The sequence below is a fragment of the Segatella copri genome (assembly GCF_015074785.1).
Taxonomy (GTDB): domain Bacteria; phylum Bacteroidota; class Bacteroidia; order Bacteroidales; family Bacteroidaceae; genus Prevotella.
In genome coordinates, this window is record NZ_CP042464.1 from 485418 (window position 1) to 498698 (window position 13281).

Genomic DNA, 13281 nt, shown 5'->3' on the forward strand with positions numbered 1-13281 from the left:
CGTGTATTACATATGTAGGCCTGTTCTGTGAGTTTCCGTAACAGTTTCCTGTACCTTGTTCTCAGGGGCAGGCTTTTCCTTAATCTCTACTTTCTCTGATTCGCTAACAGCCTGTTGAGATTGCTCTCCTTCCATACCTCTTTTCAGCATAGGCTCGAAGATGACGGCGGCCAAAGCCCTCTTGTAGGCTCCCATATCTTCGGCAAGCCACATCTTTTGCCATTGTTGCTTGTTGATAGGAGCTTGTACACGCCGCCCATTGATGGTGGCAAAGATGAGCTTCTGCTTGGCATCCTGTGCGCTCGATGTAATGGAAGGACGCTCTATGAGCTTCATATCCACATCAACTTTCTTAGGGGTGATAAGGTCTAGCTTGGTGTCAGGATGCTTGGTGGCCATCTCGTAATATCTTTGTGCCAGGGCATCGTGGACTATTGCCTGTTTGTCCGTCTTGATTACGTTGTAGAACGTGTTCAAGTGCTCTTTGGCAGGATATACAGAGAAAGAAGGTTCGTTCTCCGGCTTGATGAAGAAGGCGTATCTGCCGTTGTCATCCTTGATGGCTTGGAAGTTTTTGATAACCACTCCCTTCTTCGGGGCGGCTTGTTTCTCTACATCAAGTGTATGGTGGGGAACCAACTCATACTGCTTCAAGTTGTTGAGCGTGACTTCCTTCCCTTGGAAATAGGAGTTTGGCTTATTCAATCCAAGTGAACCACCGGCATTATAGAACCTCACATCGTCAATGCCTTCTTTCTTCAAGGCTATGGTGATTCTGTCCTTTCTCATGCCAGGAACCTCGTTGTTCACTTCCAAGGATGCTCCTGCAGGAAGAATGACATCTGCTTCTTTTCGCAAGATGTCTTTTACCACTACTATTTCCTTGGTCTCTATGTTTGGCAGCTTGGCCAAGTCTTGGGAGATGGAATATTTTGATGGATTCTCCATCGTCTTTCCTGGAAGCTGTCCACGGATGGCCTCGTAGTCAACCTTTCGCTTTGCCACAAGGTTGTCGATGGTCTCTACAGCATTGTTCACATCTCTTTCTACTATTCCCAAGAGTTTTGGATTTTCCTTTATCTCTCGTTCCCAATAAGGAATAAGTTTCTCATTCTCCTTTGAGAGAATGGCTGGAAGTCCCTGGCGAGCCATCATAACTCCTGCTGCAAGTTCTCTCACCAGCTGCTCATGCTTGGCATCGTCCTCTGGGAGGAGGTTGTTTCTGCCCGAACGGTCAAGACGGTTCTCTGTACCTGTGGCTGCAACAACGGCTCTGTAGATGTCGTTTGCTTTGTAAAGGGCAGCCATCTTTTCGTTTCCAACTTCGCCTTTCATGCCGCTTACGACAATCTTGTCTTCCTTGGAATCGTATTTGGCATCTTGCAAAACCATCACTCGCTCATATTGCATACCGCTTTGCTTGGCCACTTCCTTGGCAGTGGCGTATGCTTTGTTCAGTATTGCTTTTGCGTCGAAGCCTTGGCTGACGGTCTTCTTTGATTCCAACTGGTCGCAGATGGCTACTCGTTCTCCTGCTCGGATGAGTTTTGGAAGGTAGGTGTCAAGTGCTTGATGTGGAAATCCTGCAAGATGGAAGTCTTTACTTTCATTCATCTTGGTCAGGGTGATTCCCAACACTTCCGAACCTCGCTTGGCATCCTGCTTGTACATCTCATAGAAATCGCCAATGCGGAACAATAGAAGTGCATCGGGATGCTTGCCCTTCAACTCTTTCCATTGTTTCATAATAGAAGAGTATTTCCCTTTTTGCTCTTTCTCGTTTTGTGAAAGCTGCGCTCCCTTGTTCTTCAGAATTTCCACGTAAGCGTCATGGTTGTTGGCGTTCATGGTGGTTTGCTCCACATTGTAGATGTTCTGCATAACTCGTGTGGCATGTTTGGTATAGAAAGACTTCTCGTCATCAGGAAGTTTGTCAAACTGCTTGCTGGTGATGACTTCGTCTTTATCCATGGCGTTCTGATACCCCCAACTAGTCCAATGGAACTCCATGCCTTTCTCGTTCTGCTTCACTGGCATGTTATTCTCCTTGGCAGGATTATAATAAGTATAGACATTCGTCTTATACTTGTTGGCATCCGAATTGAGGTTCATCATAATGTTGTTGTAGGCCGTGATAGGGGTGTGGGTGTTGATGAACTCTGCATTACCTTTCTGGGATTTGTTCATCCAAATTCCCTCATTCTGCTTGGCAGCAGATAATGCTCCAACGAGAAGGGCTGCATGGGTAAGGGCTTTGGCTGTCGCCTCGCTGGCCTCTTTTGATTCCTCTTTTTTCTCTTGTTGCTCTTTCTTCTCTTCTGCTGCGGCTTGATTTGCCTTGTCCTTTTCCTGCTTGTCTTTCTCGGCTTCTTGCTTATGGTGTTCCTTGTGAACCTCTTCTTTCACAATGGATGAAGCCTTTTTCTCTGCTTCTTCCATAGGAACACCTGTGGATGCTATCTGTTTGGCCTTACCTACGACATCTGTCTGGATATAGCTGTCTTCACGAGGAGTTTTCTTTTCCTCGCTCGCCTTTTTTGCTTGATATTCAGTTGACAACTCTTTGTATATGGCAGACATGTTTTCTGCCTTGCTGAGAGCAAAGTCGTAATCGTGGACATAAGTTTCTATGAAAGAACCATCATTTAACTTTTCTCCTACTATGACTTTGTTGTCGCTAGCGTCATAGTGGTAATCTAGAACCTTCCCATTCGGCATGGTGAATTGAGGTGTCAAGTCTTCTCGAAAGCTCTTGGCTACAGCCTTTGCCTCTGGGGATGGAATCTCTACTAAAGGCTTTACGCCTTTTTCCAAGCCCATCTGCTGGTCAATGAACTTCACTGCATAGCTTGGAGTCTTTGGCATACCGTAACGCTCGATGGCCTCTCGGATGTCATTCTCACTGTACTTTCTCAACAAGTTGTAGGTTCCACCTACTGAATTGTTATATACAACAGCATAGTTCTCATCATCAATGAGAACATCATCACCATAGTCTGGTGTCATGCTGGTCTCTACATGCTCCAAGTCCATGCTGTCACCTTGATCATATTCTTTCGCCAGGGCAAGGATGCCTTCATAGTTCTCGGCATCCTTTAGTTTGTCAAACTCGGCGGTCTCGGATTCCATCTGAAAGTAGTTGTAGGACGAGAAATATTTCTTCTCATCCTTTGGGTCAAGCTGTATGGTCTGACCTTGCTCCTGGTAGTCATTTCGAGAAAGAACCTTGTTCATATTTTCTTTTTCCATGAGAAATTCTTTTCCAAATTTTTCCTCGATGTTGTTATGGTAGGAGGTTACCACCTCCTCGGCTTGTTTGATTCGATGAACAATTTGGCGTTTTGCGTCATTGTCCACAACATCGGGATATAATGCGTTGATGTTTGAATACGCTGCCTCTATGTTGTAGAGGCTTCTGCCTTCCTTGTGGCTATAGCGGAGGTTAGGCAAGAAGTCTGCTCCTGCTTCTATGATTTCCTTGTTGGATGCTTGATTTATCCAAGCTCCTACATTGGGATTCCCCTTGTAATAGTCTCGTAGCTCGGGAAGAGTCTTCACAGACAAAACTGTATGCTCACTGTTGGGAGTGGAAGTTATAGTTTCCATCAATGAAGTGAAGTAGTCCTTTCCTTGTGAAAGGATTTCAGTCTTTGTCTCTTTTTCCTGGAATTGCTTCATGTTTGAAAGCTCTTCCCACACATAGCCTAAGTTCTGGTTTATGCCCTGGCTGTGGTCATAGTTAGTGCAGTGAACTTTTTCCTCACCTTCTGATGTTTTATATGCAACTTCAAGAGTGTCTTTCTCTTTGTTGTAGTCAACGGTGAGAATGTCGCCAGAGGACATTGTAATCTTGTTGTTGACGGAAGGCCATACCTTGGCTATGCCCTCTTTCTTAGCATCTTCCTCCTTCAGGTCTTGAAGTTGTTGCTCATTCTTGTTTTTTTCTTCCACACCATCAAGAGAACCATCCAACAGGGCCTTTTCTCCTAATTTTCGGCGTTGCTCGTCGATGTGTTCTAAAACCATCTTGGATGATTTGTTCACATCTGACATCACCGACTTCAAGAACTTCGGGTCTTTCTTCAACGAACCTATCCAATTTTGGAGATAAGCTATGTTGTTCTCTCGTATTCTGCTATCAAAACCCATGGCATTGCCTATGAGGGCTGATGTAAGCTCCGCAACAAGTTCTTCCTTGGCGTATTGGTCTGAGCCAAATTGGTCTATCTTTACGATGCCATCACGACCAAGGCGTGACTCGTGACCTGTGGAGTGAGCCATCTCATGAATGGTGGTGCCGTAAAACTCCATTCCGTCCTTGAAAACATCCTCTGGGGTATTGCTGATATTGAACTGCTTTTTGGAAGGAACTACTATCTGGTCTCTTTTGGGACTATAGAAAGCGGATTCATTGAACTTCTCGTATTCTATAGGACACACCCAAGACTGTTCTTTCAGGAGGTTGTCGAAGGCCTCGTTCTTGTACATTCCTACCTCGTCCTTGATAGGCTCTGACTTGAAACGCTTCAAGATGGCATCGTATTTTTCTTTGTTGACCTCTTCCAGGTTGGTTTGGTCTATGTTCCATTCGTTATATACCTTCAGATAAGGGCGAACGGTGCATTCGGCTTGCTCCTCCTTTGTCATGTTACGATAGTCGCTTTCTGACAGTTTCTTGCCGTCCTTGCCCTTGATTCGCAAGTCCCACTTGAAGATAGGAATACTGTGCTCGCCTTTCTTGATCATGCCTCCTGCATCCCTTATCTGTTTGATGGTAAGGTAAACTGGCATTCTGTAATGCTCCATCGTGGTGTGGATTTGGCACAGGAAAGCATTGCTGCCTGTATAAGGGCGACCCACGAGATTCTGAGGCAAGCCGAACTGGGCTGTGCGCCCATCCGTCCAACCTTTCTTCCATTTGCTTTCCTTCATTTGCTCCATTCTTGCGATGAGCATGTCGGAGAACTTCTGAAGGGCGTTGTCTATTCGGTCAACTTTTCCTTCCTGCTGCTCCGAGGCTTGTTGAGATGATTCTTTTTTTGCCATTGTATTTTTTATTTATTGGGTTGTTTTTTATTTCCAATGGCAAAGTAACTGATTAAATACAGGATAGGTGGTATAAAAACGATATACCTTTTTATTTAACATATTCTTTTTCTAAGGGCTATCGTGTAAATGATTATAAATGAGGCTGCTCGCCCCCTTTAACCCCTCGGTGTTAATGCAAGGGTATAGATTATTGAGGTAGATGTAAAACAAAAGCGATACTCCGACTTGGAAATACCGCTCTAACTTAATGACAAACTAAAACCTCCCGATTCTCTCGAACCAGGAGGTATTTCTAAAATTAATATAACTGGCACTTAACACCTATTTAATACCCATTGATTGGGTTGTTGTTTCTTCTTGGCTCATATGCTGCTCATAATTCTGCGATGCCAATGCCTTGTTCTCATCATACTTGCGAAGGACAGCATTCGCCAATGTGTTGATAGGGATGGCTCCCTTGTTGTAAGCGTCTGCAGCATCTCTTGATATGTTGATGACGCTAGGCACGCCGTCGATAGTGGCTATCATACTGCTTCCCTTCATCGCTGGATTCACTATTCTTGAATTCAAAGGCTCGTCAGGATAAACCTTGTAGGTCTTTGACACATTGTTGCTCTTTGCTAAACCATCGCTGATGGCTGCATGACCAGCTTTATTCAAGATGTTTGCACCGCCAAATCCTATGAGCAGCAGCTTCAGGAGAGGACTCTTTACGAACATTCCTCCCACTATGGCAGCCAATGGCATCAGGTTGTCCTGAAGCTTTAGGTTTGGAGTCTTTCCTGTGAACATTCCTATAATCATATCAGGAAGCATGGCCAATACATAGCCTAGATTCTTGCCGATGTCCCCAAATCCATTAAGGCCTAAGCTCTCAAAGGCATTGCCCCAACCATCTATATTTGGCTTTTGCGCAGTATTCTGTGTTGTACCGTTTGCTTCTGTTCCCATTACGCCGTTTTGCGCATAAGGCCCCGAAGCGTAAGGGGATGCCACTGGAGTTGCTTGAGAAGAGGAAGTTGCACGTTTACGAATAGATGACTTGCCAGGAGTGTTTATCTGGTCATTGAGCGCAGACATGTTTTTGTCCCATGTTCCCTTTTGGGCATGAGCTGCATTCTTGGAGGATCGTTGCTCTACGGCAACTGCTGCCCTTGCATAGTCATAGGCTCGTTGACTCACTTCCTTCAAGGTCATCTTCTTGCCTCCAAACATCCTTACTTGTTTTTGCTCTCTAGACATTTCCAGGGCACAGGCGTAGAAAGAGGATGCCAACGCCCTGTTTTGCTTGCTGCTGTTGCTCAACATCCAAGCTGGAACTTTGCTGTTTCCGTTGAATGACACACACTGTTTGGAGAGATTGTTCTTGATGGTGGAGAGAAGCTTTTGGGAATTACCCTTGTGTTCCGCCAATAGGGCGTTGCTTTCTTTCTTTATGGTTAAAGATGTGTTTGGGGGTGGCAACTTTATCTTTTTTGCAAGTCCACTATTGATGTTCATCATCAATTCCGTACCATTCTTTTTATATCTCTTTGCTCCGGCCTGTATCTTTGTGGAAGCATTCTCATCACCAAAGATGGTACGGTTATCCTTCTTCTCTTCATCCTCAGTTCCCCATAGCTTGCCATAAATATGGAGACCTCCTTGGCAAATCTTGTCGGTTATCCACCAACCTGCAGCTTTTTGACTTACCTTTACCACACCCTTGGCTACGGAAGAAGTTGCTTTCCCTACACCTCCTGGGGTGAGTGCTGCATCTATTCCGTAACCAGCAATTGTTCCTGCAGTTTTGGAAACAACGGATGGATTGTAATATTTCTCCGCTTGTTCATCAACCTTTTGCCCAATGGCTCCTTTCTTTAGGCTACCAAAGTTGCCCATGCCAAGAATGCTCTCCGAAAAGGCTTTCTTGGCTATGTAAGTTGCGGTGTTGGCAGGAACCTGCTCCCTAGCTAATTGTTCCACCATCAATTTTTGAAGGCGATTGGCGCAGTAGTTGTTGGCGTAGTTTTCCAACGCCTTGGAGTCTCTACCGCCATTTTTCGCAACAAGGCTTGTATAGAAAGATGTAACGAAAACGCTGTAGTCTTTCACTATCTTGGGGTCTTTGAACCAACGTTCAGAAGTCCTTGCAGCCAACTCGTCGAGCGACTTCTTGGTAAGTTGCTCTGCATCGTTCAACTTGGTGAACGAATTTGAAGCGGCACCAAAGTTAGGCAGTCTCTGAAGAGATTCATTAAGTTTTATGGCAGCGTTCTTCTGCTCTTGAAGGATTTTCTTTCGCTCCTGAAGAAGAGTGGCTGCCATATACTTGCTATAGTATTGCTGAAGACAATAGTCTATTTGGGATAAATCCTGTAAATTATTACCTTTTGCCATATTGTTTGTTGTTTACATTCCAAGAAGTTGACTGCGCGCCTGACTGATGGCTTTATGATATACCGTCATTTGCTTAGGGTAGAAACGTGACAGCCATTCATCCATGGACATCTCGTCATTGAAGAACTTCATGGCGAGTTGTCTGGTTATCTCGATGGCATTCTCGCCTTTTTCTCTTCCGTTAAACCAAGCTTTTGTCCAACAACGGATTCCTTGGTTGTCATAGTAAACGGAGGCGGTGCGTTCAACATCGTAGCTTTGTATGTCTATCTCAAGGTCTTTCAAAGGATCGGCGGTCAATCCGTCTTCTGAAGCTTGTGAAAGAAGTTTTTTTTTTCATTTTCGTCCCATGTCTCAGGATATATGTTGTGGTTCAGTGCCAGATAGCTGAGAAAATCATGGATAAGGATATCCTGAATTTTCTCGGCTAGGGGAACACTTCTTTCTGATAATCCGAGAGGGTTGGCTACGGATGGTATGCTCTCAAAGAAATAATTCTTGGAGGCTGCCTGGGCAAAGATGTTGCGTAGGGATGCTTCTGCCCTTGGAGGAGGATTGTAAGCCCTGTTCCTTAAGTCGTTCATGTAGCTTGGAAGCCATCTGAGCATGAGCATCAAGATGGAAACATAGTCCTTGTCGAAACTGTTTTTTATGTTTTTTGTTCCCAAGGATTCTTCAGTAGGCTGTTTTTGGATTCCCATGGCGGCGAGTTGCTGGATGTTTGCCCATATCATGGAAAGAAAAACCATCGGGTCAATGTCTTGTCCATTGAATCGTATGCCGACATGAAGGAAATCGCCACTTTTGGCAATTTTATCACCTGCGGAAACGCTTTCACCATATCCTGTATATGCTTCTGCTAGATGCCCATAAGTAACTTCGTACTTCCCATATTTGGCTACGATGTAATTGTCATGAAGCGCATCGTTTCCTGCGCCAACAATCATACCAGAGGCTACTGCGTACAAATCTCTGTTCTTAATGGCGAAGTCAACACCTAGATGGTTAAATTCCTCGCCTGTCATGGGGTGACGCTGTTTGCCATATCCTAGTGTGGTTGGAAGCTCTTCTTTCTCCTCCAAGGCGAATGGCATCATGTAACCACTTCCGGATTCGAGGAGCATATCTTTAAAATTTTCTTTCATCTTATCTGTGATTTTTAATAGGAGATAGCTCTCCTGTATCTAATTATAGTCTTCTCATGCGAACAACAGTGTTCTCTTCTTCAACAGGCATCTCTGCTGTCTGAAGAGGTATTTGTTCGGTAACGTTCGCACGTGATTGCTGTTGTTGCTGATTTTGGTGTTGAGAAGCTGCCTGTTTTCCGTTTATGTTGTGTAAGGTCATTCCTCCCAGCAACAAACTGGCGGCTTTTCCCATCCAACCAAATCTACCGAACATCATATAGGCAGAAAGCAACAAACTGGCAATGTTCATCTTGCTCACGTTTCCACCGGACACTTGGCTTACTGCATTGTTCATGCCGTTCATCAAGGCATTCATTGAACCACCGCCTTGTTGATTGGTCATCTGCATCTGTGCCATGGATGGATAGGATTGCGCTGTTGGATCGTAATAGCCACCGTTGCCATTGGAAACCATGCCGTTGCCGGAAAAGAAATTTCCAGCAAACTGCTTTCCGTCTTGGTACAGGCCGATTGCTTCATTGCCTATTCCTGCCACCCCGTTTTTAAGATTATGGTAGAGTTCCTGCCCCTCGTCGATGGTGGCTCCTCCTGCTCTTTTGATTGAATCATAGGAACCTTCGCCAAAAAGAACGTTGACTGCTTTCTCCGAGATTGACTTTTCGTTTCCGTAAGCATCCTTTTGGTCGCCGAATGCTAATCTTGATGCTGTGTCAACAAGTCCTTTTTCCTTGGAGTCATCCCCCAGTAACTTTTCTTTCGCAAATGTTAATGCACCTTTGTTGTAACCGAAATAGGGGAGGGACACAGCACCTGCTACAAGGGAGGCCTTAGGATGCTTGGCGACGAACTCTGCTGTTCCTTTTACTGCGTGCGCTCCTGTTTTTACCGCACTCTTCACATAAGGGGCTGCTACCTTTGCTCCTGTAAGAATATGTGGGGCAGCGGTCTTGGCTCCTTTTAAGGCTGTTTCCAACAATGTTTTCCAATTTGCCATAATTTTGTGTTTGAAGATTAATATTCTGGATAATTCATCTCAATGATGGCTCTGACCTTATGGCTCTCTGCCTTTGGTGTTGGCATGATGCCACCATTCACTGCGCTGCATAGCCAGGCTTGTGTGCCTGGGTTCTCCTGTACTTCCGTAGAAGTCCAATACCAACAGTCTGCATCCAAGCTGATAGGTTGTCCTCCGCATCTCTTTATGATGGGATTGATGGTCTTGGCTGCACTTTGCAGCAATCGTTGTTCTGCCACGCTTGGGATGTGGTCGCTTTGCCCATACTCGTGGAAGTTCATCATCCTCATGGCTATCGGAGAGCCATGGCCAGTTTCATTGTCATAGCTTTGATACATGGCAACGGTATTGGAGAAGCCATCGAACTTGGTGATGTCACCGCTCGTTCCGTTCTCCATTCCTATGGAGTCACAGAACATGCCGCTTGTTTCCTCCAGGTTTACCGCCAACACAGGATGATCTTTCGTCTTTTCGGCAAAGACTACTCCCACGGCTTTGCGCTTGCTTTGGTTGAAATAGGTTGCCGTGTCCATGCAGGTATGGTCATCGCAAAGGACATATCCTATATGCAAGTCCGGGTCGTATGGCTCATGATTGTCGCAGGAGGTCATGAAGAATGCCATCATAAGCATCCCCATGACAAAAGTTGTTATCTTTGTTTTCATTTTACACCTTATTATATTATAGGGGAACTTTCACGCCAAAGGATGCTCCTGTTCTGAACGTGTCCTTTCCTCTGATTACTACATCTTCCTTCACCTGGAAGAACAGGCTCCAACCGTTGTAGAGGTTATAGGTATGCTCGTAACCTACATGTCCTGCGGTTATCACTTTGTCCAGGTCGCTGCCACAGCTAACACCTATTCTTACACTTCCGTGGTGGTTTCTGCCTCTTGTAACACATGGCTTGTAGGCTGCACCCACAGTCCATGTGTTATAGTTGTGCCAGAAGGAGTCGCTTGTGACATGTCCTGCCTCCTCGTCTTTCTTGTATTTCAAGTAGGCTGTGGCGAAATATTCCCAGGCGTTGTGATACTCGGTTTCGTGCTCGTAGGCGAGGGTGGCCTCTACTCCTTGCGGATAGCTGCCGCCAACGCCTACCATGATATGGTTGCCGTGACTCTGGGCGAATGCGCTTGCTGTCAGTAGTATGGCGAATATCGTTGAAAGTATTCTTCTCATATCTGTCTTTTTATTGTTCACGTAAAAGAAGGGTGTCGAAGGCATCGGCGGCCAACACATCCTCGTAATCGAGGTTCATGGAGATTGTTCTTCCGGAAATCTGCTTTTCGCTGAGTTCGATGGATAGTACCTTGTCGTTAGGAAAAGTCATTTTCTTCAGAACAATGATGTTTCTGTAGCCTTTCTTGAATCTTACGGAACGATCCAATACCAGGGCAGGCTTCAGCTCGATGGTCTGCACATTGGTGGCTTTCTGCTGCTTCTTGTCCTGCAGCTTTACCCTTAGCTCGTCGATATCAAACGGAAGGTTGGTCTTGTTGTCCACGGAGAAGTCTATGAAGAAGTATTCTCCTACCACATAGATGTTGTTCAGACGCATGGTCATCTTGTTCTGGGTGGTGAATGTGCTTCTATATCGGGCAGGGGAGTTCCACACCTTCATGGCGTAACTCACCATATCCACCGTTGACATGCTTACATCTGGGTTATGGAAGGCATTGCGCTCCACTAGCTCAACTTCCTTGTCAGTCACTGCCTCTTCCAGCTTGCTTGTGTATATCAAGGCATATTGCACTCGATAGCGTTCTGTGATGATGGTGACAACTCCCATCACCTCGCCGTCCTTGTGGTTGCCAGTCTTTGGCTTCAAGCGGATGACATTTTCCAATGGCTTGTCGCCAGCGATGCTGTCTGTGGATATATCTACCAAGCGAATAGGCTCTGATGCCGTGATGATGGATGAAACATTCTCGTTGATAGTGAGCTGCTCCATGTCGTTATACCCTTTCTGAGCGAATGCTCCAAGTGTGGCTCCTAAGCACACCGCAAGGAGTGATAGGAACTTCTTTCTTATTTCTTTCATTTCTATCTGATTAATAATTGTTTCTATTTCTGTTGCTTCTTTCCTTCTGACTGCCGTCAACAAGGTAAACTCGTGTGCCGTACTTCAGGCGGACACGGTTCTTCTTGGCTGCTGTTCCCAAGGCGTTCATCACTCGTTGTGAGGCATTTTGCGCTGCTTGGGTCGCCCATCCCTTGATGCCGCTGCTGCTGGTCGTGGTGTTGTCCATGATGTTGCCGCCTTGCATGGCACTGCTTGCGACTTCCTTGGTGGTTTCCCTGAAACTGCTCAGAGGTACATACAGGCCTTGCATGCCGTCCGTGTCATAGATGGATAGGCTTACCTTGATGATGTCATCGTCATAGAAGATGCTTTCTACCTTTCCTTGGACTCTTTGCTTGCCGAAGCCACTCATGGTGGCATATAGGTAGGTGCCTTTCTTGATGGTCTCGTCGCCTATCTCTATGTCATCCAACAGGCGGAGACGGACCCTGCTGCCGTCAACGGCCTTTACGTTCTCGTCGATGATGGCCATGATGAGCTTGTCTTTTTCCTTGTCCTTGCCTACGGTGTTGAAGTAGTCGGAGACTTCCTTGGTCTTCTTTGTCACCTTTTCTGGTTGCTCTCCATCTTGCTGTACGCCTCCTTGGTACTGATGGTTGCCGTTAGCGGTATTTGGAGCGTTGTAAGAATTGTCGGTGTCATTGTTCATGGCTCCAGGAATACCGCTGTTCGTGGTGTTTCCTGTTGTGGTTGAAGAGGAAAGGGAAGAGGACGAGTTTTCTTCATAGTCTGCCAGATAGTTGTCGCCACCTCCCAGGTTGCGGTTCATTTCTTCCCAGTTGCGTTGGCGACGGCGGCGTTGCGCCTTGGCTATCTCGGAGCTGCTTATCGGGTCAACAAAGTCGTCATTGTTGGATTGGCTGCGATTTTGTCTCACTCGCTCTTGCATCTCTTGGAGCTTGCGCTTCTCCTCGGCTTGCTGTTGCTTGACCTTCTTGGCTTCCTCTTCGTTATACTTTGACTCGTAATCCTGTTTCTTGTTTACGGAGTCGTTGTCGTTCTCTACGTTTTGGACTCCCGAAAGGTCGGAAATCTTTCCGTATTCCCTTTGGGTGTTGTCCATTTTGTCGCCTAGGACGCTGTCGGTGTAGGCTTCCGGTAACTCGCTCGACAAATAGTCGGTGGTCTTCAGCTTGCTGTTGCCTGGCCCTGATGTTTCGACGTTGAATGTGTCTATCAAGAAGTAGCCTGTGAACAACAGCGGTATGTATATGATGGCTGGTATCATATACTTGGGCTGCTTGAAGTTGATTTTCTTTATATCCATCTTTATTGTGCTTTGTGTGAATTACGTTGCTCCTGAAGGGCTTTCTCTACTCGCTCCACTGCCGTGTGGCGTTTTTGCTCCTTGCTCGCATTGTAATATCTTATCATGTTGATGACATTCCAGGCGAACAGGGAGATTACCAAGCCGAACACGATGCCCAGAAAGGCCTTTCTGTGGTCGTTTGCCCATTCTTGGATTTTCAAAAACAGAATGTTGAGCTTGGTCTTCTCAGCGAACTTTTGACCTGCTCTCACCTCTCGCTCGTATTGCTCTCGATACTGGGGATCGTTCTTGTCGGGCATCTTCTCGCCCATGAGTACTTTCTTTATGTCCATTG

Annotated in this window: 10 protein-coding genes; all 10 read right to left on the reverse strand. The window is 45.9% G+C overall.

All coding sequences use genetic code 11. The annotated features are described in order from the left end of the window. Positions 1 to 6: 6 nt before the first annotated feature. Positions 7 to 5046, reverse strand: coding sequence for an ArdC family protein (locus FO447_RS01970; protein WP_200757429.1), 5040 nt, complete (start codon positions 5044 to 5046; stop codon positions 7 to 9). 324 nt (positions 5047 to 5370) lie between these two features. Beyond that, positions 5371 to 7428, reverse strand: coding sequence for a hypothetical protein (locus FO447_RS01975; RefSeq protein ID WP_200757432.1), 2058 nt, complete (start codon positions 7426 to 7428; stop codon positions 5371 to 5373). Positions 7429 to 7440: 12 nt separating this feature from the next. Next, entirely contained in the window at positions 7441 to 7728 is a 288-nt protein-coding gene (locus tag FO447_RS01980) for a hypothetical protein (protein ID WP_369973471.1), read from the reverse strand. Then, positions 7725 to 8573, reverse strand: coding sequence for a M23 family metallopeptidase (locus FO447_RS01985; protein WP_200757434.1), 849 nt, complete (start codon positions 8571 to 8573; stop codon positions 7725 to 7727). Before FO447_RS01985 ends, FO447_RS01980 begins: the two co-directional genes overlap by 4 nt. A 43-nt stretch (positions 8574 to 8616) precedes the next feature. Next, positions 8617 to 9570, reverse strand: coding sequence for a hypothetical protein (locus tag FO447_RS01990; protein WP_200757436.1), 954 nt, complete (start codon positions 9568 to 9570; stop codon positions 8617 to 8619). A gap of 17 nt (positions 9571 to 9587) precedes the next feature. Continuing rightward, the gene (locus FO447_RS01995) at positions 9588 to 10256 is read right to left on the reverse strand and encodes a hypothetical protein (protein WP_200757438.1); all 669 of its coding nucleotides are present in this window, start codon (positions 10254 to 10256) and stop codon (positions 9588 to 9590) included. Between the two features lie 16 nt (positions 10257 to 10272). Next, entirely contained in the window at positions 10273 to 10773 is a 501-nt protein-coding gene (locus FO447_RS02000) for a hypothetical protein (RefSeq protein WP_118312258.1), read from the reverse strand. 10 nt (positions 10774 to 10783) lie between these two features. Next, positions 10784 to 11635 (reverse strand): conjugative transposon protein TraN, encoded by an 852-nt coding sequence (gene traN, locus FO447_RS02005; protein ID WP_117586835.1) that lies wholly within the window; start codon positions 11633 to 11635, stop codon positions 10784 to 10786. A 10-nt stretch (positions 11636 to 11645) separates the two neighbouring features. After that, positions 11646 to 12944 carry a conjugative transposon protein TraM gene (gene traM / locus FO447_RS02010; protein ID WP_200757441.1) on the reverse strand — a complete coding sequence of 433 codons (1299 nt, stop codon included), beginning with the start codon at positions 12942 to 12944 and terminating at the stop codon, positions 11646 to 11648. A 2-nt stretch (positions 12945 to 12946) separates the two neighbouring features. After that, on the reverse strand, positions 12947 to 13279 hold the full coding sequence (locus tag FO447_RS02015) for a hypothetical protein (protein ID WP_117586836.1): 333 nt from the start codon (positions 13277 to 13279) through the stop codon (positions 12947 to 12949). Between the last annotated feature and the right edge of the window lie 2 nt (positions 13280 to 13281).

What these genes read in the sequence shown, in the direction of transcription:
- FO447_RS01970 (WP_200757429.1), bottom strand. Translation starts at nt 5,046, where the DNA reads ATGGCAAAAAAAGAATCATCTCAACAAGCCTCGGAGCAGCAGGAAGGA.
- FO447_RS01975 (WP_200757432.1), bottom strand. Translation starts at nt 7,428, where the DNA reads ATGGCAAAAGGTAATAATTTACAGGATTTATCCCAAATAGACTATTGT.
- FO447_RS01985 (WP_200757434.1), bottom strand. Translation starts at nt 8,573, where the DNA reads ATGAAAGAAAATTTTAAAGATATGCTCCTCGAATCCGGAAGTGGTTAC.
- FO447_RS01990 (WP_200757436.1), bottom strand. Translation starts at nt 9,570, where the DNA reads ATGGCAAATTGGAAAACATTGTTGGAAACAGCCTTAAAAGGAGCCAAG.
- FO447_RS01995 (WP_200757438.1), bottom strand. Translation starts at nt 10,256, where the DNA reads ATGAAAACAAAGATAACAACTTTTGTCATGGGGATGCTTATGATGGCA.
- FO447_RS02000 (WP_118312258.1), bottom strand. Translation starts at nt 10,773, where the DNA reads ATGAGAAGAATACTTTCAACGATATTCGCCATACTACTGACAGCAAGC.
- traN (WP_117586835.1), bottom strand. Translation starts at nt 11,635, where the DNA reads ATGAAAGAAATAAGAAAGAAGTTCCTATCACTCCTTGCGGTGTGCTTA.
- traM (WP_200757441.1), bottom strand. Translation starts at nt 12,944, where the DNA reads ATGGATATAAAGAAAATCAACTTCAAGCAGCCCAAGTATATGATACCA.
- FO447_RS02015 (WP_117586836.1), bottom strand. Translation starts at nt 13,279, where the DNA reads ATGGACATAAAGAAAGTACTCATGGGCGAGAAGATGCCCGACAAGAAC.